Here is a 24,375-nt window from a genome sequence, read left to right as displayed (position 1 = left end):
AGAGATATGGCGACCCTGGCAGCGGTGCTTGCTACCACGCATCACCCTTTTTACCTGAAGGCGACAACCATGCCGCCGGAACAGCAGATGCCGCAGGCTCCGGAATGGAAACGCAAGGTCGAGGCCTATCGCGAGACCCTGACGTGCGCCAAGCCCGACATCCTCGTCATGATCGGCGCCGACCATTTCCACCAGTTCTTCCTGGACAACTATCCGCAGTTCCTGATCGGCAAGGCACCGCGTTACGACGCGACCTTCTATAATGAAGAGCGCGAGTTCGGCATTCCGAAATACGTGCTGGAGGGCCATGAGGAACTGTCGAATTTCATGCACGAAGGCCTGATGGAGCGCGGTTTCGACTTCGCCTTCAGCCACGAACTGAAGCTCGACCATTCAATCATCTGCCCGATCATCACCACCCGCCCGGATGCCGACCTGCCGGTCGTGCCGATCTACACCAATATCTTCGTGCCGCCGCTCCCCTCCCCGAAACGCTTCTGGGATCTTGGCCGCGCCATCCGCGAGATCATCGATGCCTATCCGTCCGACCAGCGTATCGCCGCCGTCGGCAGCGGGCATCTGTCGCTGGAGCTTGGCGGTCCTCGCCAGTTCAAGGAGACTGGTCCGGACCCGGACTTCGACCGCAAGGCGATCGAGTGGCTTTCCACCGGCAATATCGAGGCGATCCTTGAGAACGTCACGCATGAAAGCATGACCGCGAGCGGCAATGCTACGCACGGCTTCATGGACCTGATCCTGATGATGGGCATCGCCGGGCCGATCCCGACCGCCTATCACGACAATCTCGACCTCTTCCATACGATGGAAGCCTATTTTACCTGGTATCCGGAAGGAGCAGCCGCATGAGCAAGTATTATGTGAACAAGTTCCTCTTTACCGTCGACCGGGACCCGGAACTGCTGCGGCGCTATAAGGAAGACCCGCGCTCGCTGGTCGCCAGTTGGGAACAGTCGATTGGTCCAAAGCTGAACGATGCCGAAGTCTCGACCGTCAACTTCCTGACGGATGCCGAACGAGACGCGCTGATCAATCACGATTATGTTGCACTGTTCGAGATGGGCGTGCATTTCTTCCTGTCGCTGACGATCTTCATCGCCATTTACGACGAGGATTACATGACGAAGAGCGGTCCCCTCTCCTTCCAGCGCGAGTTCGCCGAAAAACTGCAGCACTGGACTGGTAAGGATTATCCGTCCATCGCACTGTGGCAGGCAGCAGCACGCTGATCGCGATGCTTTGAACAAGCCTTTCGCTTCAAAAGCGGGAGGCTTCGGCGATTTGGACTGGGATCGGGAGGAAGACCATGTGCAAGTTCTGCGGCAACCGGACCCATGCGCCGGCGGAAATCGGTAATGGCATCGGCAAATTCGCGGCTTCATCTTCCGCCATGCCCGCCGGCATCGGTGACGCAGACCGGCTGACGCTGATCCGCGGCGGAGCGGTTCTCTCCATGGACGCCGCGGTCGGAAATTTCGCCAGGGGCGACGTGCTGATCCGCGGCTCCAAGATCGTCGAAATCGCAACATCCATCAATGCGCCGGATGCCGCGGTTATCGATGCATCCGGCATGGTCGTCATGCCCGGCTTCATCGACACCCATCACCACCAGTTCGAGACGGCGTTGCGCAGCCTGCTCGCCGACGCAATCCTTATCAATGACGGCCGGCCGGAAAGTGCCGCCAATTATTACGAATGGATCCTTCAGAAATTTTCCGTCCTCTATCGGCCGAAGGACGTCTATATTTCCGAGCTGTTCGGCAGCCTTTCGCAGATAGATGCCGGTGTCACCACCGTCATGGACGTCAGCCAGATCCACCATTCACCCGAACACTCGGATGCGGCCATCGCCGCCCTTCGCGATGCCGGGCGTCGCGCCGCCTTCGGTTACTTCGAAGGCTGGGGCGATGCATCGAAATATCCGGGCGATGCCCGGCGCATCAAGACCGAACATTTCTCCAGCGACGATCAGCTGCTGACCATGGTCATGGGCGGTGAAATCTACCTGCCTTTCCATGAAGAAGCCTGGGCGCTCGGCCGCGAACTCGGCATTCCGGTGGCGCTGCATGTGGTCGGCACGTTCGGCATGCAGCCGGTCTTCGACCAGCTGGCGGAGGCCGGGAAATTTGGGCCGGACAATATCTTCATCCACATGACCGGCATGAGCGATATGGCCTGGAAGCGCGTCGCGGATGCAGGCGCGCATATCTCGCTCTCGGTTCCGATCGAAATGCAGATGCGGCACGGCAATCCGCCGCTGCATCAGGCGCTCGATCTCGGCCTGCAGCCGTCGCTTTCGACGGATGTCGAATGCACGATGACCGCCGACATGTTCACCCAGATGCGCTCTGCGATCACGCTGCAGCGCATGCTGGCGAACGACAAGGCGCTGCGCGGCGAGGAATATCCGAAGCTGTTATCCGCCATGGACGTCATCCGCTTCGCAACGATCGAAGGCGCACGCGGCCTGAAGCTCGATCACAAGACGGGTTCGCTGACTCCGGGCAAGGAAGCCGACATTATCCTGCTCGACGCGAATGCCATCAACGTCGCGCCGCTGAACCACGTGCCGGGCGCCGTCGTCACACTGATGGAGCGCTCCAACGTCTCGACGGTCATTTGCGCCGGCAAAGTCCGCAAATGGCAGGGCAGCCTGCTTGGCCACGACATCGCCAAGTTGAGAGCTGAACTGGAGGCGAGCCGCGACTACCTGTTCGCCACCGCAGGTATTGCGCCTGACCTCTTTTGAGCTTGAATTGGCGCGAAGACCGGCCGTTTCCTTGAACGCTTCCTGGGCAGTCTCGATGCGTATCTGCGTGATAAGCCGCTGAGCAACCTCGTGGACCCGGAACGGGGCTATTGAGCCTGTAGCTATCCTCGCTTTCGGGCGAGACAAACGACCATTGGTGTTTTGCGCGAGAACTCGCTATTCCCCGACCTGGCATTTGGACGAGGAGGCTGTATTGAACGAACCGAAGACGCACATGATCCCCGCCGCATGGCTGAGCCCATTGCCTGCAGATTATAAAATCCCCTTCTGGAGATGGATCCTGCTGCCGACTTCCGCTTGGATGTTGCATCGCAGCCGTGGCCAGTGGGTCGGTGGCGAATTCTCCATCCGCTCGAACGACGTGCATTTCGCGCAGAAGGGCCTGATCAAGGTCGGCAAGACTGTCGAGTGGAGCCTGCCGCTCACTCAAATCCACAGCATCGACACGAAGAAAGGCTTTGCCTCGGAGACAATCGAAATCCGCCACACGGATGGCCTGACGAAAATCATGACCGTCAGAGCGGAACAGTTTATCGATCTACTTCGCACCGCCATCTCGATGGACAGGAAAGTCGCCAACCAGGACCATTCTCACTCGTAGTGCCGAAAGCGTCATCTCGCGCTTGAAACGCCACATGTCCTGCAAAGCACTCGCGTAACCGCATCGCAATATTTGACGTGTATTGTCGCACCATGTTCTGGCACGACGTCAAAAAAGCGCTTTCGATAATTGTGCTGAGCCTCGTGATGTTGGCATCTTCGCATGCCACACCGCTTGAGGCGGCGCAATCTATGGAGATTCAAAGCTCTTGCTGGGCTTCCGGCGATCTGTCGGAGGACCTTGCCACCGCTGTCCGGTCATCGGAACGTTGGATCTGCGGGGATCAGGACTATTCGCTTGAAGGCGAGCGGGTCCTGCTGCGTTTTGAAATCGGTCCTGACAGCGCCCTTCCGCAATATGTCTTTTCCAGAAGAGCGGCACTTACCGCTGTCCATCTGCTGGCAATCAACCGGGATGGCGCTATGCGCCAAACCACCCTGCCCGCAGGCGACCTGCATAGCTCTTTGCGGGGCGGATATTTCAAAGCCTCACTGCCGACAGTCACGCGCGACACGCAACATGTCGTTGTTGCTTTCGATCTGCCGAGCCACCGGATGACGCTGGAAAGAGCTTATCTGGCACCGTCGGATCTGGCTTTGAGCCCCGATTTTCTCCGCTCGCAGCTGTTTCTCGCCATCCTTTCCGGCATGTTGTGCATGCCGCTCATCTTCAACGCTGCCTTTTATCGGATTCTGCGCGAACCATTCGTGCTGTGGCATTCGGCGCTGACGATCTCGCTGCTGATGACGATCCTGATCTCTTCGGGAATCTCGGTCGTTCTTTGGGATCCGCCGGCAATGACGCTGAGCTGGATGACGACGGTGATCTTCGGTCTTACGATCGCATCCGGAGCGATGTTCACCTACAGCTTCATCGAACCGGGCTATATGGATCCCCTGCTTCGCCGGGCGCTCATCTATTGCGCCGCCTGGGCGGTATTCCTCAGTACGTTTCACGCAGCGTTCCCGTATGTCGAACGCCCGGTCCAGTCGACCGTCTACACTGCGGCTTTCGGCCCGGTGCTCTTTATTTTCATCCTGTCCGTTGCCGATGCATTGCGACGCGGAAGCCGGGCCGCCAAATTTCAGGCAATCGGCTACATACCGGTGATCTTGGCCGGATCGACACGCCTGGTCACGGGCCTGTTTCCATGGCTGGAGAGCAATGACGCGATGCTCCTGTTCTATACCGGCTGCGTATGCGAAGTCCTGTTCACCACGCTCGGGGTCGCAGACCGCTTCATGACGATGCGGCTCCAGCGCGACAAAGCGTTCTTTGAAGCCGACGCATTGAAGAACATTTCCGAGCGTGATGCTCTGACGGGCCTGCTCAATCGTCGAGCGATCGAGCAGAATTTCGCGAGGTATCGCGCTGAGGGCTACCACGCACTTGCCGTGCTCGACCTGGACCACTTCAAGGCAATCAACGACACTCACGGCCACGCCACCGGCGATGGGGTCCTGAAGGCAGTGGGCGGAGCTCTCGACGCGGATCCTCAGGTTCTGGCCTTCCGCCTCGGCGGAGAGGAGTTCGTGCTGTTGTTGCGCGGTGAGGATGCCGAGTTGCGGGCGGAACGCCGCCGCCAGGCGATCCCCTCTGCCATCGCAAACGCGGTCTCCGGACTCGGGAGACCCGTGACCGCCAGCATGGGCATTTCAGGTGCGCCGCGGGATGCGGACGTGAACTTCGCAGATCTTTACAAGCAGGCAGACGCGCTGCTTTACGACGCCAAACTTTCCGGACGAAACCGAACCAAATCGGCGCTCTTGCCAATGGCAAGGGACGATACGCATTCGGTGCTCGACGGTATGGCCAAGCACGCGCGATCAGAGCATCTCAGCTCCTGACGGCAATATGCCAATTCCCGCCCTCCTCTCGTTGACGGCCTGTTCGGCGATTTGCCAGATATGCCGGAGCGATAGGGCGCCGTGTACGGCGCTCTTCAACTTCGTCCGTTTCAGTCGAAAGGCTTGTCGAGGGACTTCGAAGGCGGCGTGAAGAAGACCGGACCGTTTTCGGACATATAGATGATGTCTTCCAGTCGCACGCCGCATTCACCGTAAATTGCCAGCATCGGCTCGTCCGAGAAGACCATGCCGGGCTGAAGCGGCGTCTTGTTGCCGCGGACCATGTAGGGATTCTCGTGCATGTCCATGCCGAGCCCATGGCCGGTGCGGTGCGGCAGGCCAGGAACCTTGTAGTCCGGACCGTAACCGGCATCGGTCAGCACCTTGCGGGCGGCAAAATCGACGTCTTCGCACGGCGTGCCAAGCTGAGCCGCCTCGAAGGCGGCACGGTGGGCTTTTTGCTCCAGCGTCCAGACTTCCCGCTGGCGGTCGGTCGGTTCGCCGAAGACGTAGGTGCGGGTGATATCCGAGCAGTAGCGGTGGATATGGGCGCCGAGATCGATCAGCACCATGTCGCCGACTTTAAGCGTCTGCGCATAGGGCACGCCATGCGGATAGGCGGTCGCCTCGCCGAACTGGGCGGCGGCGAAGATGTGGCGCATGCCGAGTTTCTGATGAGCGGCAGCGATGAAGTCGGTGACTTCCGTCGTCGAGACGCCTTCGTAAAGTCCCTGCCATACCGCCTTATGGACCCCGAGGCTCGCCGTCATCGCGGCCTGGATAATGGCGATCTCGGTTGCCGACTTGATCTGTCGGCATTGCGCGATCAGCTCCTTGGCGCCGACGACCTTGAGGCGGCTGCCGATATGGGCAGTGATCGGGCTGGAGAAGACGAACGGCGTTGCGGGATCGAAGGCCAGCGTATCGCCTGCTGCAGAAAGTCCGCAGATCAGCTCGGCGACCAATAGAGCCGGATCCTCGTGCTCTTCCCAGACTGCTATCTCGCCAGGAATGGTGATCAGCGTCTGCGTCTTCGGCTCTTCGAAGGCCGGGCTGATATAGATCGGGGCGCCGGACGACGGGATGATCGCGCCATGCATACGCTCGCTGGCGCCGAGCGTGATTGCCGTGAAATAGGTCAGGCTGGTCGAGGTATCGAGATAGACGGCCTTGACGCCTGCCTCCCGCATCAGGCCTTGCAGCTTGGCGATGCGGGCGTTCAGCTCTTCAGCCGAGATCGGCGGGATAACGGCTGCGATATTGCCGAATTCGGACAGGGACTGTGCAAAGGATTTGTAAGCGGGGGCACTCATGATGAATTTCCTATCGGGATCGTAAAGCCGCCGGAATACGGCGCATCGGCGTTGAATTGGTTGGTTTCATTCGGAGTAATTGTAGCGCTTGGCGATGAACATGCTGCTGGCAATGGTCATGACCAGCGTCACGGCCATGAGGATGAAGGAGAGCGTCGCGCCGAACGGCCAATTGGCCTTGCCGAGCACTTCATCGACCACCATCGGTGCCATCATGCGGAAATTCGGGCCACCGAGCAGGACCGGTGTCGCATAGGCATTCATCGTCAGGATGAAGGACAGCACAAAGGCCGCAAGAATGCCCGGCATGACGAGCGGCACGGTGACCAATCGGAAGGTTTCGAACGGACCGGCACCGAGGCTGAGCGAGGCATCTTTGGTGTTCGGATCGAGGCCTTCCAGCACGCTTTGCAGCGTCAGGACGACATAGGGCAGATTGACCGAGACGATACCGACGAAAACGGCGGTCGGCGTGTACATCAGCGTCAACGGGCTGCCGATCAGGCCTATCGCGCCGAGCAGGTAATTGACCACGCCGTTCTGGCCGAAAGCGACCATCCAGCCGGCCGCGCGCACGGCATTGCTGACGAAAAGCGGCAGGATGATCGCCAGCAGCAGCAGCGTCTTGAGGCTTCCCTTCTGGCGGGCAATGAAGCTTGCCAGCGGCAGGCCGATGACGATGCAGGCGACCGTGACGCCGAAAGCCATCAGGACGGTTGTTCGCAGGCCAGCGAGATAATAGCTATCGGAGAGCAGCGAGACATAATTGGCGATCGTCATGCCCTCGACCATGAATTCGCCGGGCACATAACGATTGAAGCTGTAGCGCAGAAGCAGCAGCATCGGCAGAGCCAGAAACACCACCACCATCAGTGTGGCAGGTGTCAGCATTGCGGCTGCCGTCGTTCCCCTCTTGATCATATGTCCCCGCCGTTCCTTCAATGCACCGGATTGGGTGCTGTATCGAGCTGTCGGCCGGGACGAGCCCGGCCGACGTTTCTGGATAAGCCCAGTGAGATCAGCCCTTGAAGGACTTGTTCCACCAGTCCTGCAGGGCGGCATCGGTCTTTGCCAGATATTCCATCTTCTGGAGCATCAGTCCCTTGCGCTGCTCTTCGGTATAGTCGACCAGTTTCGCGAGGTCCGGTGCCAGCTTCACCGTAGAGTTGGTCGGCGCATAACCCATGCTTTCGGCAAAGGCCGTCTGCGGGCCCTTTTCCATCATGGCATTGAGATAGGCGTAGGCCGCATCCTTGTTCGGTGCATTCTTCGGAACGCACATTTCGGAAATGTAGAGGACAAGGCCTTCCTTAGGCACGGCGATCTCGACCGGAATACCGGCCTTCTTCCACATGTAGCCGCGGGCATTCCACATGATGCACATGACGCATTCTTCGGTCTTCAGCGCCTGCGCCATGGCTTCGTTGGTAGGATAGATCTTCACGCCCTGCTTCTTGAGCTCCAGCATCTTCTGCTTGCCGGGCTCGTAATTGTCGAGCGCGCCGCCGGAGATCATCGCGGCGGATTCGATGGTCGTCTGGTACTGGATATCGATCACGCCGATCTTGCCGGCATATTGCGGATCCCACAGGTCGGCATACGAGGTCGGCGGCGTCTTGACGAACTTCGGATTGTAGAGAATGACGCGGCCCGTATAGATGTGCGGGACGCTGTAATTGTTACGGAATGCGGCCGGGATATATTTCATATTCAGCACTTTGGTCTCGTCGAGCGTCTCGAGCAGACCGTTCTGGTTCATCTCGAATGCGCCCTGACCGGTGAGGCAGGCGATATCCATCGAGCCGCGCGGCAGGCGGCGTTCGGCCAGCATCTTGGTCTTGCGGACCGTGTCGTTGGCCGTGTCGAACACCACGTCAATGCCGGTGCCCTTCATCAGCGTATCGACGATGAACTGCTGCTGCAGGTTCTGGTAGTCGCCGCCCCAGGTGCCGACAACGACGCGGCCGCTCGGCGCGGCAATCGCCTTGGTTCCGGACAGTGCGGTGCTTGCGACGAGCGCGCCGGCCATCAGGCCGAACTGTCTTCTGTTGATGCTGTTTGTCATGCTGTTCCCTTTCTCCGTTGTTTGTTCATTCACATCAGGACTGCGGATTCCGGCGAGAAAGAAAGGACGAGACGGCTACCGATTTCGGCGGCGAGCCCCCTGTCCTTCAGATGCTTGACGGTGGTGATGACAGTGAACGCGTCGCCCATCGGCAAGGTGGCGACAATCTCGATATTGCCGCCAAGGAAGACACTGCTGGTAATCTCGGCATCGAAGCAGTTGGCCTCGTCCGTCTTCTGCGCCGACAGTTCGATCATTTCCGGCCGCACCACGATTTCGTTGGATGCGCGCGCGGCCGCGGTCGTGGCGATCACCGTGCCGCTCTTCGCCTTGAAGGAGGTTTCGCCCTTGGCAATTTCGCCTTCGACGAAATTGGTCCGTCCGATAAAAGACGCAACGAAGCGGTTGGCGGGGTTGTTGTAGAGCTCAATCGGCGTGCCGATCTGCTGGATCTTGCCCTCCTGCATGACGACGAGCCGGTCGCCGACATACATGGCTTCATCCTGATCATGGGTGACCATGATCGTGGTGATGTTCAGCTTCTTTTGCAGCGCCCGCAGCTCGTCGCGCACCTGCAGGCGCAGTTTAGCGTCGAGGTTGGACAGCGGTTCGTCGAGCAGGAGAATATCCGGGCGGATGGCGATGGCGCGGGCGATCGCGACGCGCTGCTGCTGGCCGCCGGACATCTGCTTCGGATAACGGTCCTCCAGATGGCCAAGCCGCACCAGTTCCAAAGCCTCTCGGACGCGCAGCTTGATCTCGTCTTCCGGCAGCTTGCGGCGGCGAAGGCCGAAGGCGACGTTTTCGAAGATCGTCAGATGTGGGAAGAGCGCATAGTTCTGGAAAACCAGCCCGATATTGCGGCGATAGGGCGGCTCGGCGGTGACGTCGCGTTCGCCGATCGCAAGCCTGCCGTTGTTCTGTTCGACGAAGCCAGCGAGCATGCGCAGCGTCGTCGTCTTGCCGCAGCCGGAGGGCCCGAGAAGGATCAGGAACTCGCCGTCCTTCACCTCCAGGCTCATGTTGTCGACGGCAACGAAATCACCATAGATCTTGCGTAGGTTTTCGATCGTGACTGTTGCCATGTTCAAACCATCTTGGAGAGATTGACGAAACGATTGGTGATGACGAGCGCCAGCCCGATAATCGCCACCTGCATGACGGAAGCCGCCGCGATTGTCGGGTCGATCTTCCATTGCAGATATTGAAGGATCGCCACCGGCAAAGTGAGCTGGCCGGGCGTCGACAGGAACATCGAGACTTCGAGATTGCCGAAGGACACGACGAAGCTGAAGATCGCCGCGGCAACGATGCCCGGGCGGATCAGCGGCAGAGTGACCTTCGAGATGACGGCCAGCGGTGAGGCGCCGAGGCTGGCGGCTGCCTCCTCAACAATCTCGTCGAGGCCCGCAAGGTTGGCGGTCAGGAGCCTGATGCACCAGGGGATGGTGAGCAGGACATGGCCGGCGATGAAACCGGTCAGCGAGCCTGTCGCCGGAATACCGGTCCTGACCTCAAGCTCCACCAGCGTCATATAAAGCGATGCGCCGATGACGATGGCAGGCACGATGAGCGGCGACATCAAAAGCTGCATGATGGCGGTGCGGCCGATGAAGCGCTTGCGCACCAGCACGATCGCCGCCGGAATGGTGACGATCATGCCGATAATCGTCGCACCGACCGCGACCATGGTGCTCAAGTAAAAGCCGCCGATGAACTGCGGCTGCCGCCAGACTTCGGCAAACCAGTTCAACGTGTAGCCTTCCGCCGGAAGCGAAAGCACGCTGTTGGAGATGACCGACAGCCACAGGATCAGGATGAGCGGCAGAATGCATATGCCCAGCCCGACCGTGTTGATGAAGCCGACCGAAAACCGGCCTAAGCGTTCTGCAAAGGTCTTGCCCTGTACCATATTCGCGTCTCCCGCGATCAGGCAGCGAGTTCGTTCTTGTAGAACTTTCCGCCCTTCATGATTGCCTTCAGCCTGTCGTGCTGCTCGAGCACGGAAATGTCTTCCAGCGGATTGCCGTCAACGACGAGCAGATCGGCAAAGGCGCCCGGCGAAAGCTCGCCGATCTTGCCTTGCATGCGGCACAGTTTTGCCGAGATAAGCGTTGCGGACTGAAGGATGTTGGCCGCCGGCAGCACCTTGTTGCGGGTCGTGAACTCGATCGACTGATACTTGTGGAGCTGGCCGAGCAGGTCGGAGCCGTAAGCCATCGGCACGCCGGCATCGCGCAGGATTTCCAGCGAACGCAGGCCGCCGACACGGACGGTCTCGATCTTGGCGACGGAATCCGGCTTCAGGCCGAAGGCTTCACCTTCCATCGCAAGCCCTTCATAGGCGGCAAGCGTCGGGCAGGCGATGGCGCCCATCTTGGCGGCGAGTTCAGCCGTTTCCTTTTCGATCAGGTTGCAGTGTTCGAGCGAATGAACACCGCACTCGACCGCCCGGCGAATGGCCGCGTCGGTATAAACGTGCGCCGAGACATAGGTGCCGACATTATTGGCTTCCTCGACGATCGCGATAATTTCCTCGCGGGAATATTGCAGAACATGGATCGGGTCGGTCGGAGACGCGACACCGCCATTTGCCATGATCTTGATGAATTCGGCGCCGTTGCGGATCTCTTCGCGAGCGCCGCGACGGACTTCGTCGATCCCGTTGCAGATACGACCGAGGGCGCCGAGGCTCGCCTCATGCAGCGGACGGTTGTCGAAGCGGGTACGGTAGTCCGTATGGCCGCCGGTCTGGCCGAGCGCCTTGCCGCAGATCACGAGACGTGGACCGTCGATCAGGCCTTCCTCGACCGCGAGCTTGAGCCCGAGATCGGCGCCGGCAAGATCGCGCACGGTGGTGAAGCCGCGCATCAGCATGCCGTTCATGATCTTCGCGGTGCGCAAAGCCACCAGCGAGCTCGGCAGCTCGGCATTTGCGGCCAGATCGACGAGGGTTGCGACGACATGCACGTGAGCGTCGACAAGACCCGGCATCAGCGTCTTGCCGCGGAGGTCGATCCGTTCGGCGCTGCTGCCGGTGATCGGCTTGTCGGAGACCTCACGCACGGTATTGTCCTCGACAAGAACCTCGACACCGCCAAGCAGCTGCTTGGCCTTGACGTCGAGGAATTGGCCACCGGTGAAAATATACTGCGTCATCTCTCGCCTCCAGTTTCAAAACATCTTCCGGCAGGCCCGATCATCAGCAAAACCATAGCTTCGCCGTCCGTGACAACCGTATCTCTTGGCCATCATTCGCAATCGGTGCCTGTCTGTTTTCATGATCGCCGTCCGCTCATTTTAGGCGGATCGACGAGTTCCCTTGTTATTTGTTGGCGCGATAATACAAGCTGTCGACAACTGCGCAACAGTTTAATTCAACGTCAGCTTGTTTATTGTTCCCGCCTGCGCGAGGCCCTCACGAAGGCGGAAACGATGGTCCCGGCTGCGGCATTCGGCATCTGTATTTGATGGGAAAGCGGCTTCTCCACGGAAGCTCAATCGGTTCGCTCAACGCCTGGCAGGCTGACGGACACCGACAGTTAGATCAGGCGCCGGTCAGCAGCGCGGATCTCATCGAAGGATTTTCGGGCGATCTACAGGAGCAATCGACAAGGGCCGAAATCACGAACCTGGTCGCTGGCGCCGCCGTTTGATTACGGCGCCAGCGACATTTGTGGACGGTCAGGCGGCTTCTGCCTCGGCTTCCGATCCGACATAGGCGATAAGGTCTTCGATGGTGACAAGGACGAGACCATGCTCTTCGGCGAAAAGTTCAAGATCGGGCAGCCGCGCCATCGTTCCGTCGTCCTTCGCGACCTCGCAGATGACACCGGAAGGCGCCTTGCCTGCGAGCTTCGCCAGGGCAACAGCTGCTTCCGTATGTCCGGGACGAACCGCGACACCGCCCGGGTGAGCGCGAAGCGGAAAAATATGACCGGGACGCGCGAAATCTAGCGGGACCGACCTCGGATCGACCAGCGCAAGCACCGTTGCGGCGCGATCGGCGGCCGAAATGCCGGTCGTCGTTCCGTGCAGGTAATCCACCGAAACGGTGAAGGCGGTCTTGTGCATTTCGGTATTGTTCGGAACCATCAGAGGGATGTCGAGCACGTCGAGCCGCTCGCCTTCCATCGCCACGCAGATGAGGCCGCGGGCGCGGTTCATCATGAATGCGATGATTTCCGGTGTAATGTCCTGCGATGCGACGATGATATCGCCTTCGTTCTCGCGGTCCTGGTCATCAACGACCACGACCATCTCGCCGCGGGAAATCGCTGCGATGGCATCTTCGATTTTGGATATTGTCATGTCTTCATGCCTTACAAGGGTAATGCCGACGGGTCGGCTTTTGCGCATCCGATAGACGGGATGCGCGGATTATCCCTTGGGCGAACAAGGCTACGCGGCCCCGGAAGGGGACCACCTGCATTGCTCTCTTTCATCCGGACTATACCGTCGGCTCCGGCATCGCACCGGATCTGCTGACCCTTCCGAAGAAGGCGCTCGCGGGCTCCGGAATTTCTCCCGATACCGCCGGTGGGGAATTGCGCCCCGCCCTGAGAACTCGGCGATCTTAGATCAGAGATGCTTTTTCCTGCAATGGTTTGATTGTCAAATAAAGCAGCGGCTTGAGATTGCGATGTCGTCGGATGACGAATTTGAGTAATTCCATACTCATCGACCAAACAATGGCATGCCCGCGGAAAGAGCCGATGCGCGAGCGATCTACGCCCGTGAGGTCCCTACCGTAACCCCGCCGATGATCTTCGCGGCCGCCGCATCCCAACAGGGCGACTTAGGACCGCAACCAATGCCGGTCGCGTCATTTATCCCAAAGCCACGCCATTGGTTGCCAGGAAAACGGAATAAAGCGACTTGGTCGCGGTGATGAACAGCCGGTTCTTGCGCGGGCCGCCGAAGGTGACGTTAGCGACGGTCTGGGGCACGAGGATTTTCCCGAGCAGTGCGCCATCCGGCGAGAAGCAATGCACACCGTCTCCCGCGCTGGTCCAGACATTGCCTTGCACATCCACCCGGAAGCCATCCGGGAGGCCGTTATCCAGGCTGCAGAAGACCCTACTGTTGCTCAGCTGCCGGCCATCGACAACATCGAAAATCCGGATATGCCGCGGCGCCTTGATATCGTGGCTGGAAGCGGAGTCCGCCACATAGAGCTTCGTCTCGTCAGGTGAGAAGGCAAGCCCGTTCGGCTGGCCGAAATCGGTCACGACAGCGTCGAGTGCTCCCGTTTCGGGATCCAGACGATAGACGTTGCGCGTTGCCTGTTCCGGCTCTGAACGATAACCCTCGTAATCGGACTTGATGCCGTAGGTCGGATCGGAGAACCAGACGCTGCCATCGGAGCGGACCACGACGTCGTTCGGCGAATTCAGCCGCTTGCCCTGATGGCGGTCGGCAAGCACGGTGATCGAACCGTCGATTTCCGTACGCGTGACGCGACGGCCTCCATGTTCGCAAGAGACAAGCCTGCCTTGACGATCACGCGTGTTGCCGTTGGTGAAATTCGATGGCGAGCGAAACACCGATACACCGCCTTCCGGCGCCCAGCGCAGCATGCGCTGGTTGGGGATGTCGCTCCAGATGAGGCAGTTCAGATCCGCGAACCAGACCGGCCCTTCCGCCCAGCGACAATCGGAATAGAGCTCTTCCAGGGCCGCGCTGCCGACGATCAGCTGGCGAAAACGTTCGTCGTGAATTTCGTAGATGGAGGGAGCTTTGGGCATGGGAGGCGTCCGATTGGTGTTGTTCATCGATTGGCCCGGCGGCCGCCGGCAACCAGGATAACGGCGATGATGATGATGCCAGTGAGAATGAGGCGGAAACCGGCGCCGAAGCCATAGGTATTCAGCATCGACACGACAAGGAACATGAAGAGAGAGGCGCCCCAGATGCCGGGGATGTTGGAATTACCGCCGGCAACCGCGGTGCCGCCGATCACCACGACGGCGATCGACATGAGGAGATATTCCGACCCCATGTTGAGTGCCGCGCCACCGGAGAAGCTCGCAAGCAGGTAACCGCAGATCGAGGCCAGAATCGCGCAGAGGATATAGGTGACGAGCCTTGTGCCATCGACCGGGATACCAGTCATGCGGGCAGCAAACGTGCTCTGGCCGATCGCCGAAATCCAGCGGCCGTAGATCGTCTTTTCGAGCAGAACCCAGGCGATGCCGGATAGGATCAGCGCCACGATGGCGATATTCGGAATGCCAAACAGGCTGGACGTCGTGAAATTTGCCAGCACTTCCGGCGGCTTGATGCGCAGGCCGCGATTGGTCCAGATCGCCGTCGACTGGATGATGAAGCTCATCGAGAGCGTGGCGATAATCGGCGGGATGCGCAACAGCTTGATCAGCACGTAATTGCCGATGCCGATTGCAAAGCCAAGCAGGATCGAGACCAGCAGGCCGACGACTATCATGCTGTCCTGCACGTCCATCAGCTTCAATGCCAGCGTGCCGGAAAGCGTCATCGTGGCGGGCACGGAAAGGTCGATATTCCCAGGGCCGAGCGTGATGACGAACATCTGTCCGATGCCGACAATGACGGAGAAGGCCGCAAAGGTGAGTGCCGCCTGGGAGAGGCCGAGCGAGCTTGCGCCGCCGGTAAACAGCACGGTAACGACCCAGACGATGACTGTCGCTGCAAAGGACCAGATCCAGGGCTTTGAGAAAAGAATGCGGGCGGAGTTCATCGGCTCTTCTCCCGCTTTTCCAGCCGGTTGAGGAAGAGCCGCAGCGCCAGCACGACGATCAGGATCGCGCCCTGTGCGCCGATCTGCCAATCAGGCGAAATGCGCATGAAGGACAGGAACGAGCCTGCAAGCGTCAGGGTCAGGGCTCCGATGACGGCACCGATCGGCGAAACCTTGCCCCCGACGAATTCACCACCGCCGAGGATGACGCCGGCGATCGACAGCAGTGTGTAGCGCAGGGCGATATTGGCATCCGCCGAAGTGGTAAGCCCGACCAGCGCAATGCCGGACAAGACGGCGAAGAAGCCGGCCAGCGCATAGGTTCCCGCACGGATGCGGATGACCGACCAGCCGGCGCGCTCGACGGAACGGACATTGCCGCCAACCCCGCGGATCAACACGCCAACGGACGAGCGCATGATCAGGAAATGCGTCACGACGGCGATGACGACACTCGCAACTATCGCCATCGGCACGAAGGGTGGCCGCGATGTCATCAGCCAGCGAGTCCAGCCCGGTGCCTCACCGCCGGGTGATGGCAGGATCAGCACAGCCAGCCCACCCCAGACGAAACTCATGCCGAGTGTCACGACGATCGAGGGCAGCTCCCGGATATGGATGACGACACCGATCGCGGCATAAGCGGCAATGGCTCCGAGCAGGATCAGCACGCCGATCGCTGGCGAGGACTGCAGGAAGGTCGCCGCCACGCAGGCGCAGAAACTGACAAACGTGCCCATCGACAGATCGAGGTCGTTGACCGCCATGATCAGCATCTGCGCCACCGTCGCCAGCGCAATCGGCACAGCCAGATTGAACAGCAGGTTCAGCCCCGTATAGCTCATGGCGCGTGGCTGCATATAAAAGACTGCGGCCAGAAGCAACGCCAGCGATGCAGCCGGAATGATCAGGCGGATGGTGCCGGACGATATCTTCATGCCGCCTCTCCTCCGCTGAAGGAAGCAGCAAGGACATTCTGCTCGGTGATCTCGTTGCCCACCAGCTCGGCGACGATAGAGCCTTCGCGGAAAACATAGACACGATCGCAGAGGCGGATTTCATCCATTTCCGTCGAATACCAGATGAAGGTGCGGCCATTGGCGGCTTCGGAGCGCAGGATTTCGTAGACCTCCTGTTTTGTGCCGACATCGACGCCGCGCATCGGGTCGTCCATCAGGACGATGCCCGCGGTCGTCGCCAGCGCGCGGGCGAACAGCACTTTCTGCTGGTTGCCGCCGGAGAGGGAGAGGATGCGGTTTTCCATATCCGGGGTGCGGATTTCGATACGCTTTTTCCAGCCATCGCCAAGCGAGGTTTCACGCCCCTGGTCGACGATCGATCGGGACGAGAGATTGCCGAGTGAAGCGATGCTGAGGTTATTCAGAATGCTCCAGAGCGGGAATGTGCCGTTAAGGCTACGGTCGCCGGCAACGAAAGCGATCTCGCCCTTGCGGGCCGGCCACCAGTTGCCGTTGCGCGAAAGATAGAGGTCGAGAAGCATTTCGGTCTGGCCGTGGCCGCCAAGACCTGCAAGGCCGATCATCTCGCCGCGATGGGCTTCGAACGGGAGGCCATGGCCGCGACGTGCCGGCATCGAGAGAGCGGCGGTACCGCCACGCTTGTCCGATGAGCGCAGCCATTCCTTTTCGCGCACCACGTTTCCCATGGCCTCGACGAGCGTGCGGGTGCTGAATTCGGATGCAGGCCGATCGGCGACAACGCGGCCGTCTTTCATCACCACGATACGATCGGAGGTAGAGAGAATTTCGCCGAGGATATGGGAGATCAGCAGAACCGAACCGCCCTCGCCGACGAACCGGCGGATATAGGCCATGAGCTGAGCTGCAAGCCCCGCATCGAGAGACGAAGTCGGCTCATCGAGAATGACGAGCTTCGGTCTATCGTGCAGGCCGGCGAAGCTGATGGCGATTTCCACCATCTGCCGCTCTGCAATGGAGAGATCGTCGACCGTGCTGTCGCAATCGATACCGTGGCCGGGAAAAATCTCCCGTAACTGCCGCTCGACGAGCGCGAGAGCCTTGGCCCGCCAGTTCCAGCCGGCAAGCTCTGCATGCATGATCCGGGCGTTCTCATTGACGATGAGGTTGGGGCAGAGCGACAGTTCCTGAAAGACACAGCGAACGCCATTGGCTCTTGCCGCCGAGATGCCGTGCTGGCCGACATTGCCGCCATAAGAAATGTCGCCCGCATGCGGAGTCAGGCCGCCGTTGATGACATTGACGATGGTCGATTTGCCGGCGCCGTTGTGACCGACCAGCCCGACGCATTCGCCGGCATGGATGACGAGGTCGGCGCCATCCAGCGCTTTCACGGCGCCGAAGGTCACCTTGATGCCGCGGGCGGCGACCACCTCTGGTCTTGCTGTTACGTCATTCATGCGGGACACGTCATTGGTGGTTCGGCAGACGCCGGGCATATTTTCGGGACACGGCGCTCGGCGCCGTGTCCCGCCTTGGGGAGGATCAGCTCACTTGGTGCTGCTGATGACTTTCTGCGCGTCTTCCAGCGAATATTCGACGTTGGCGACGCCGCCCTTCTGGGTGCCGGCAAGATTGGTCTCGAGATTGGCCTGGTCGATACGCAGGAAGGGCACGACGAGGTCCTTCTTCACCTGCTTGCCGTCGAGGATCTGCTGCGCCACCCAGAAGGCAAGCGTCGAGACACCCGGTGCGATCGAGACAGACATGGTCTCGTAGCCGTCCTTGTCCTTTTGGCTCTTCCACCAGACGAGCTCATCCTCGCGGTTGCCCATGACGATGGTCGGGGTCGGGCGCTTGGCGGCGGCGAACGCCTGGGCCGCACCATAACCGTCGCCACCCTGGGTCACGACAGCGGCGATTTCCGGCAGGCTCGGCAGGATGCCGGCGACGGCGCGCTGCGCGACATCCTGCGCCCAGTCGCCGTTGACGGCGCCAACCACCTTGAACTGCGGGTTTTTCTGCACGCCCGCCTGGATGCCGGCATGGATTTCGTCATCGACCGAAACGCCGGCAAGACCGCGGATCTCGAGCAGGTTGCCGCCCTTCGGCATCTTCTTGGCGAGATATTCGACCTGGCTTTCGCCCATCGCCTTGAAATCGACGGCGATGCGCCAGGCGCAGGGTTCCGTTACGATACCATCGAAAGAGACGACGGTGATGCCGGCGCTGCAGGCTTCCTTGATCGCGCCGTTGAGCGCTGTCGGCGAAGCGGCGTTGATGACGATCGCGTCATAGCCCTGCAAGATCATGTTCTGGATCTGCGCGGCCTGTTCGGTCGCCTGGTTTTCGGCGGTGGTGAACGGATCGGCCGCAGCGACGATCTTCTTGGAAACGGCGTCCTTGGTGATCTTGTCCCAGCTGGTCAGCATGGCCTGCCGCCAGGAATTGCCGGCGTAATTGTTCGAAAGAGCGATCTTCTTGCCGGATGTATCGGCCAGGGCGGAAACCGGCCCGGCAACGCATGCGATAGCGACAGATGCGACGAGCATCTTTCTGATGATCATGATTTCCTCCCAAAGGTTCCCGACGGGAATTTCTCCAGGCCGCTCCTCAACGGTTGCCCCGAAGATAACAATTGCACTGAACCCCGTTTGCTCAGTAAAGCCAGAATGGAGGAGAAATCAGATGTTGTATAGGCGCATACAAGCAACCCTTTTGCGGGTATTCGCGCAAAATTTGCGGGTTCCCGCAGGACAAGAACTACGGCGAAGCGTCTAATGGTTCGAGGACTTGAGGAGGTCCGCCATGCTCAATCCGTCACAGAATTCGCTGTTCGAGCGCTACCTCGGCATATCCCGGTTGCTGGCGGGCCAGCTCGATTTCAACTCGATCATCCAGGCTGTCGCAGCCGAGATCAGTCACATCATTCCGCACGACCATCTGGACGTCTGCATCAAGATGGTGGATGGCAAATATCATATCGCTTATGAAAGCGGGCTGGAGACAGCCTGGAGCAAACATCCCCCGGCGCTGCTGACCGGCAGCCCGATCCGCACGCTGCTGTCGGGCGAAGTGGATTACCTTCTTTCTGCGGATGCCTGCGCCGATCCACGCTTTCACTTCGAAGGCGCGTTTTCAAGCCCGATCATCCAGCTTGCACTCAGAGGCCGCCTGCATGTGCCGCTGAAGGTGCAGGGTGACATCATCGGTGCTTTGAGTTGCTCAAGCCATCTAAGCGACTGCTACACGATGGAGGACGTCGAGAGCGCCCGCTCGATCGCCGATCTGCTCGCACCGTATTTCTTCGCCCTGCGGGCAGCCGAACAGGCCAAACGCTCTGCAATCGTCGAGACAGAAGCTCGAGCTCGCGAAGAAGGTCTGCGGCTCGGTGCTCTGAAACTCACCGAAGCGTTGGAAGCGGAGCGCCAGCGGATCGGCATGGACCTGCACGACCAGACGCTCGCCGACCTGACACGGCTTTCCCGGCGCATGGAGCGATTGTCAGGATTGGCGGACCTGCATGGGGATGCGGTCGAGCCACTCTGCCGCACGCTGCAGCAATGCATGCACGATCTTCGCCAGATCATTGAGGAAGCCAAGCCGACCGTGCTTCAACTGTTTGGCGTTGCCGAGGCGATCGAGAACCATCTTGAGCGTTCGGTGCGTGAAAGCGGCCACGCGATCGAATGGAGAATGATCGACGAGAGCCATGAAGCGCTGGTCGATCTCGACCAGACGGTGGCGACCGCACTGTTCCGGATCGTCCAGGAAGCGGTCAACAACGCCATCCGGCACGGCCAGCCGAAGAGCATTCTGGTTCGCCTTGTGAGCTGCGATGGGATATTATCGATCGAGGTCGAAGACGACGGCGGCGGCATCCGCAGCCCGCGGGAGAAGGCAGGCCATGGGATCGACAATATGAAGACGCGGGCGCGGCTGATCTCCGCTCGGTTCGAGATTGGTGCGAAGGTCGGCGGGTTCGGTACGTCGATAAGGGTCACGCTGCCTGTCGAGCGAAAGCGTATTGCGGAGACATTGGCATGAGAGTTCTGATCGTTGAGGATGATCCGCTGCATCGCTCCTATCTCAACGAGGCGGTGCGCGCTGCTCTGCCCGAATGCGAGACGGTGCTGGAGGCCGACAACGGCCTGAGCGGCGAGCTTCAGGCCCGCAAGCTGAGGGCTGAACATGTGGTGATGGATCTGCAGATGAGCGAGCGTAACGGCATCGAAGCCGCCCGCACGATCTGGCGCGAACGGCCAGATACAAAAATCCTCTTCTGGTCCAACTATTCCGACGAGGCCTATGTGCGCGGCGTGGCGCGCATCGTGCCAGAGGGCGCGACATACGGCTATGTGCTGAAATCGGCTTCCGACGAACGGCTGAAGCTCGCCCTGCGCAGCGTCTTCATGGAGTCGCAATGCGTCATCGACCGGGAAGTCCGCGGTATCCAGCAGAAGAACCTCGGCAATGCGCACGGTTTGAGCGATGCGGAATACGAAATCCTCGTCGATGTGGCGCTCGGCCTGACAGACAAGGCAATCGCCCAGCGCAAGAAGCTTTCCCTGCGCAGCGTCCAGAACCGCCTGCAGCAGCTCTACGAAAAGCTGGATGTCTATGAAATTCCAGGCGACGGGCCGGAAGGCTGGTACAATCTTCGCATGCGGGCGGTCGCGGTCGCCCTGCTGCGCAAGGTGCTGAATGCCAGCGCGCTGGAAAGAGCCGAACGCGAGCTGCGCAATTCCGGTGGGCATTAGGCGCCGGAAGCGGTTGCTCCACGGAGCTGCCTGCTGCCGAGCATCGTCACAATGCAGCCCGCGATAAAGGCGGCCTGCTGAGCGCAGACGGCCGGATAAAAATGCACGTGATCGCGGAAAAGATCCGCATCCTCGCCGAGATTGCGCGTGAACCGGTGCAGGTCGATCATCGGAATTCCGGCCGCGGTCATGACTCCGTCGGCGATGCGATTGTAGGCATCCAGATCGGCAATATAGCGATTGAACGTCGTGCTTATGGAATTGTGGATCGCATCGACGCAATGGGTGGTCCTGACCCAGATCGCCTGCGTGCCGGTCGCGGCCAGAAGCTCCACAATACAGGTCAGGTTCGCGAGATAATCCGTTTCATGAATCTGTCTGGTTCCGACTGCCGGATCGGTCTTGATATCGTGCAGGCCGCAATTGATGAGCAGGATATCCGGTCGAAAGGTCGGCTCCTTGAACCGCTTTTCGAGATAGTCGAGCACCATCGAAGAGTCGCCACCGTTCGCGCCCTTGCCGCTATCGAGATCGGCCGTTTCCCCCGCCGGCGCCATCTTGCGCTCGTAGTCGCAGAAGCCGTTCAATTGCGCCTTGAGGAAGGGGCCATAATGCATCGAGATGCTGTCGCCCAAAACGAACAGTTTCGGCAGATTGCCCGCGGATTGTCTTTCCATCAGTTCGCCATCTCCAGCCAGTCTTTTAGGACGCCATGGAACTACGGTTCATCGCCCGTTTCAAGATGAACGGCATGATGCCGCCGGTCTTCAGAAGCGAGACTTCCAGCTCCGTCTCAATCGCCATCCGGCATTCCATCTCCAACAAGCGCCGATCGCCCCGTATGACACAGGCTTTGACGGTACCGCCTGGCCGTATCCTCGCTTCCTCGGCGTCTATCTCGATCCAGTCCTGAGCCGTCAGACCAAGCGTTTCCGGTGTCTGCCCCTCCGGCAGAAGGAGAGGCAAGATGCCCATTCCGACAAGGTTCGACCGGTGGATGCGCTCGAAGCTGCGGGTGAGAACGGCACGGGCGCCGAGAAGGGCCACGCCTTTGGCCGCCCAATCGCGTGAGGAACCGGCACCACACCGTTCGCCGGCGACGACTACGACGGAAACATCTTCCGCCGCATACCGTTCGGCCGCCCGCCACAGCGGGAGGACCTCACCCGATGTCGCGTGGATCGTCGTTCCAGGTTTCAAACCCGGATCTAATAGATTGACGACCGAGCGGTTGGTGAATAACCCGCGTATCATCGCTTCCCAATTTCCGCGCCGGGACGCAAACACGTTGAGATCAGCCGGATCATCGCCGCGTTCAATGAGATAGCCCGCCGTATCGCTACCCAGCGGAATTTGCCCCGCCGGCGAGATATGGTCGGTGGTGATGTCGTTGCCGACGACCAGAAGCGGTCTTGCCTTATAAGACCCGATACGTGGCGGCTGATCGATGGACGCGAATGGCGGTCGCCGAACATATGTCGAGGACATATCCCACGGGAAGAGCATAGACGACGGCGCATCGAGCGCCGCCCACGCCGCATTCTCTTCTGCTTGCTGGAAAGCCGGGCCAAATTCGGCGGGATCAATCGCCGCCTGCTGTACGGCATCGATCTCTTTGCTGTCCGGCCAGATATCGGCCAACAGCACCGGCTTGCCTTCAGCGGTAAAGCCCAGTGGGTCGCGGAGGATGTCTCTTCTGGTGTCACCCGCAATAGCGTAAGCGATGACAAGCGGCGGCGACGCCAGAAAGCCGGCATCGAGCGCCGGATGAACCCGCCCCGGAAAATTGCGATTGCCGGAAAGGACGGCGACGGCCGCGGTGCCGCCTTTTACCGCTGCTTCCATGCTTCGTTCGAGCGGGCCGGAGTTGCCGATACAGGTCGTGCAGCCGAAACCCACAATATCGAAGCCGACGGCCGACAGGTCTTCCATAAGCCCGCTACGACGAAGGTAGCTTGCTGCAGCGGGCGAACCCGGCGCCAGTGAAGTCTTGACCCACCATGCGGGCTTCAAGCCGAGCCTCCTGGCATTGCGCGCCAGAAGGCCGGCGGCAATCAACAGCCGCGGATCGGTAGTGTTCGTACAGCTCGTAATGGCAGCGATCGCGACGGCGCCATCTGGCGGCGTGTTAGGATCAGAATGTTCGTTCAGCGGGCGGTGATAATGCGCTTCCACTGCTGCCGGCACCTTATCCGGCGACATGCGATCCTGCGGACGGCGAGGCCCGGCGAGGCTGGTGGTGATTGCCGACAGGTCGATCTCGATGACATCGCTATAGCGCGGGGCCGTATCCGGATCGAACCAGAGCCCTTGAAACCGTGAGGCATCCCGCACGATGTCCTGGCTGCGCTGAGATCGGCCGGTTGCAGCAAGATAATCGACCGTCCGATCGTCGATCGGAAAATACCCTGTAGCGCCACCGAATTCCGGCGTCATATTGGCGACGACGGCACGATCCCCCGCAGACAGAGTCGAGACACCGGGTCCGAAGAACTCAACGAATTCGCCCGACAGGCCGTAGGCCCGCAATCTCTCGGTAACGACAAGAGCGAGATCCGTGGACAGCACGCCTTCGGCAAGCCGGCCCGAGAGCCGAACACCGATGACATCCGGTATGCGCAACATGACCGGCATGCCGAACATGACAGATTCCGCTTCCAGCCCACCGACACCCCATGCCAGCACGCCGATGCCGTTCACCATCGGTGTATGGCTGTCCGTACCGATCAGCGTATCGGGAAAGAGGTGCGTCTCGCCGTCTGTCACGCTCTCGGCGATCACGCTGGCGAACTGCTCGAGGTTCATCGTGTGCATGATGCCGGTTCCGGGCGGATGCACCTTGATATGCTCGAAGGCATTCATCGCCCACTTCATCAGCCGGTAGCGCTCGCTATTCCGTTCGATCTCACGGGCAATGTTGGTTGCCAGCGCATCGGGCGATCCGTAGGCATCCACGGCAATGGAATGGTCGACAGAGACATCTACCCGCAGCGCCGGATTGAGCAGCCCTGGGTCGCCGCCGATCTCACTCAAGGTGGCCCGAAGCGCTGCCATGTCCACCAGCGCCGGCACGCAGGTGGTGTCGTGCATCATCAGCCGCCCCGGACGAAACGCAATTTCGACACTGCTCGTGCCGCGTTCCAGCCAGTCTCGAAAATACCCTATGATGGCATCGGCGCTACCATCCGCATGCCTCAGACAGTTTTCGAGGATGATGCGCATGAGATAAGGCAGCCGATAGAGATCCCGCCCGAAAACTTCCTGCAAATCGACAATCCGGACTTTCTGGCCGGCGATCCTGGTGATCTTGAACGTCATGACGCATCGCCCTCCATGGGTGGAGCC

General features: G+C 60.1%; 21 protein-coding genes and 1 riboswitch. Of the genes, 7 read left to right on the top strand and 14 right to left on the bottom strand.

The genetic code is table 11. From position 1 onward, the window contains the following. The first annotated feature begins 6 nt into the window (after positions 1-6). The 5 genes from KX729_RS26795 to KX729_RS26775 all read left to right on the top strand — a co-directional run bounded on the left by KX729_RS26795 (position 7) and on the right by KX729_RS26775 (position 5,236). Entirely contained in the window at positions 7-867 is an 861-nt protein-coding gene (locus KX729_RS26795; RefSeq protein WP_219745553.1) for a DODA-type extradiol aromatic ring-opening family dioxygenase, read from the top strand. Further along, positions 864-1,247 (top strand): hypothetical protein, encoded by a 384-nt coding sequence (locus tag KX729_RS26790; RefSeq protein WP_219745552.1) that lies wholly within the window; start codon positions 864-866, stop codon positions 1,245-1,247. Before KX729_RS26795 ends, KX729_RS26790 begins: the two co-directional genes overlap by 4 nt. A 77-nt stretch (positions 1,248-1,324) precedes the next feature. Continuing rightward, the gene (locus KX729_RS26785) at positions 1,325-2,767 is read left to right on the top strand and encodes an amidohydrolase family protein (RefSeq protein ID WP_219745551.1); all 1,443 of its coding nucleotides are present in this window, start codon (positions 1,325-1,327) and stop codon (positions 2,765-2,767) included. A gap of 214 nt (positions 2,768-2,981) precedes the next feature. Beyond that, positions 2,982-3,389: a PH domain-containing protein gene (locus KX729_RS26780; RefSeq protein WP_219745550.1), complete on the top strand. Its 408-nt coding sequence runs from the start codon at positions 2,982-2,984 to the stop codon at positions 3,387-3,389. A gap of 191 nt (positions 3,390-3,580) precedes the next feature. After that, positions 3,581-5,236 (top strand): GGDEF domain-containing protein, encoded by a 1,656-nt coding sequence (locus tag KX729_RS26775; protein ID WP_246617878.1) that lies wholly within the window; start codon positions 3,581-3,583, stop codon positions 5,234-5,236. Positions 5,237-5,346: 110 nt separating this feature from the next. Here the strand turns inward: KX729_RS26775 and KX729_RS26770 are convergent, their stop codons facing one another. The 12 genes from KX729_RS26770 to KX729_RS26715 form a co-directional block, all read right to left on the bottom strand. After that, positions 5,347-6,549, bottom strand: coding sequence for a M24 family metallopeptidase (locus KX729_RS26770; RefSeq protein WP_219745548.1), 1,203 nt, complete (start codon positions 6,547-6,549; stop codon positions 5,347-5,349). 66 nt (positions 6,550-6,615) lie between these two features. Further along, positions 6,616-7,470 (bottom strand): ABC transporter permease, encoded by an 855-nt coding sequence (locus KX729_RS26765; protein WP_246617877.1) that lies wholly within the window; start codon positions 7,468-7,470, stop codon positions 6,616-6,618. Positions 7,471-7,567: 97 nt separating this feature from the next. Continuing rightward, positions 7,568-8,614 carry an ABC transporter substrate-binding protein gene (locus KX729_RS26760; protein ID WP_219745547.1) on the bottom strand — a complete coding sequence of 349 codons (1,047 nt, stop codon included), beginning with the start codon at positions 8,612-8,614 and terminating at the stop codon, positions 7,568-7,570. A 29-nt stretch (positions 8,615-8,643) separates the two neighbouring features. Further along, a complete protein-coding gene (locus tag KX729_RS26755; protein ID WP_219745546.1) occupies positions 8,644-9,699 on the bottom strand; it encodes an ABC transporter ATP-binding protein in 1,056 nt (351 codons plus the stop codon). A 2-nt stretch (positions 9,700-9,701) separates the two neighbouring features. Continuing rightward, complete coding sequence (locus tag KX729_RS26750; protein WP_219745545.1) at positions 9,702-10,526, bottom strand: ABC transporter permease; 825 nt, start codon at positions 10,524-10,526, stop codon at positions 9,702-9,704. A gap of 17 nt (positions 10,527-10,543) precedes the next feature. Beyond that, positions 10,544-11,773 (bottom strand): metal-dependent hydrolase family protein, encoded by a 1,230-nt coding sequence (locus KX729_RS26745; protein ID WP_219745544.1) that lies wholly within the window; start codon positions 11,771-11,773, stop codon positions 10,544-10,546. Between the two features lie 525 nt (positions 11,774-12,298). Continuing rightward, positions 12,299-12,925 (bottom strand): 3,4-dihydroxy-2-butanone-4-phosphate synthase, encoded by a 627-nt coding sequence (ribB, locus tag KX729_RS26740; protein WP_219745543.1) that lies wholly within the window; start codon positions 12,923-12,925, stop codon positions 12,299-12,301. Positions 12,926-13,043: 118 nt separating this feature from the next. Next, a riboswitch (FMN riboswitch) is annotated at positions 13,044-13,185 on the bottom strand. Between the two features lie 258 nt (positions 13,186-13,443). Next, positions 13,444-14,361, bottom strand: a complete 918-nt coding sequence (locus KX729_RS26735; protein ID WP_219745542.1) for an SMP-30/gluconolactonase/LRE family protein — start codon at positions 14,359-14,361, stop codon at positions 13,444-13,446. A 23-nt stretch (positions 14,362-14,384) separates the two neighbouring features. Further along, complete coding sequence (locus KX729_RS26730; RefSeq protein ID WP_219745541.1) at positions 14,385-15,332, bottom strand: ABC transporter permease; 948 nt, start codon at positions 15,330-15,332, stop codon at positions 14,385-14,387. Then, positions 15,329-16,270 carry an ABC transporter permease gene (locus KX729_RS26725; RefSeq protein WP_219745540.1) on the bottom strand — a complete coding sequence of 314 codons (942 nt, stop codon included), beginning with the start codon at positions 16,268-16,270 and terminating at the stop codon, positions 15,329-15,331. Before KX729_RS26725 ends, KX729_RS26730 begins: the two co-directional genes overlap by 4 nt. Continuing rightward, a complete protein-coding gene (locus KX729_RS26720; protein ID WP_219745539.1) occupies positions 16,267-17,730 on the bottom strand; it encodes a sugar ABC transporter ATP-binding protein in 1,464 nt (487 codons plus the stop codon). Before KX729_RS26720 ends, KX729_RS26725 begins: the two co-directional genes overlap by 4 nt. Before the next feature lie 90 nt (positions 17,731-17,820). Then, positions 17,821-18,837 (bottom strand): ABC transporter substrate-binding protein, encoded by a 1,017-nt coding sequence (locus KX729_RS26715; RefSeq protein WP_219745538.1) that lies wholly within the window; start codon positions 18,835-18,837, stop codon positions 17,821-17,823. Between the two features lie 241 nt (positions 18,838-19,078). On the opposite strand from KX729_RS26715, the gene KX729_RS26710 reads away from it, so the two are divergent. Next, entirely contained in the window at positions 19,079-20,317 is a 1,239-nt protein-coding gene (locus KX729_RS26710) for a GAF domain-containing sensor histidine kinase (RefSeq protein WP_219745537.1), read from the top strand. After that, complete coding sequence (locus tag KX729_RS26705) at positions 20,314-21,030, top strand: response regulator transcription factor (protein ID WP_219745536.1); 717 nt, start codon at positions 20,314-20,316, stop codon at positions 21,028-21,030. The genes KX729_RS26710 and KX729_RS26705 overlap by 4 nt, the downstream gene beginning before the upstream one ends. Here the strand turns inward: KX729_RS26705 and KX729_RS26700 are convergent. Together KX729_RS26700 and acnA are read right to left on the bottom strand one after the other, a co-directional pair. Further along, positions 21,027-21,707 (bottom strand): SGNH/GDSL hydrolase family protein, encoded by a 681-nt coding sequence (locus tag KX729_RS26700; RefSeq protein WP_219745535.1) that lies wholly within the window; start codon positions 21,705-21,707, stop codon positions 21,027-21,029. The two genes, KX729_RS26705 and KX729_RS26700, sit on opposite strands and share 4 nt — an antisense overlap. A gap of 25 nt (positions 21,708-21,732) precedes the next feature. Continuing rightward, positions 21,733-24,348 (bottom strand): aconitate hydratase AcnA, encoded by a 2,616-nt coding sequence (gene acnA / locus KX729_RS26695; protein WP_219745534.1) that lies wholly within the window; start codon positions 24,346-24,348, stop codon positions 21,733-21,735. Positions 24,349-24,375 lie beyond the last annotated feature (27 nt).

This window comes from Neorhizobium populisoli, from assembly GCF_019430945.1.
Taxonomy (GTDB): Bacteria; Pseudomonadota; Alphaproteobacteria; order Rhizobiales; family Rhizobiaceae; genus Neorhizobium; species Neorhizobium populisoli.
Note: the sequence above shows the minus strand (reverse complement) of the source record. Positions and strands in the feature narration are given on the sequence as shown.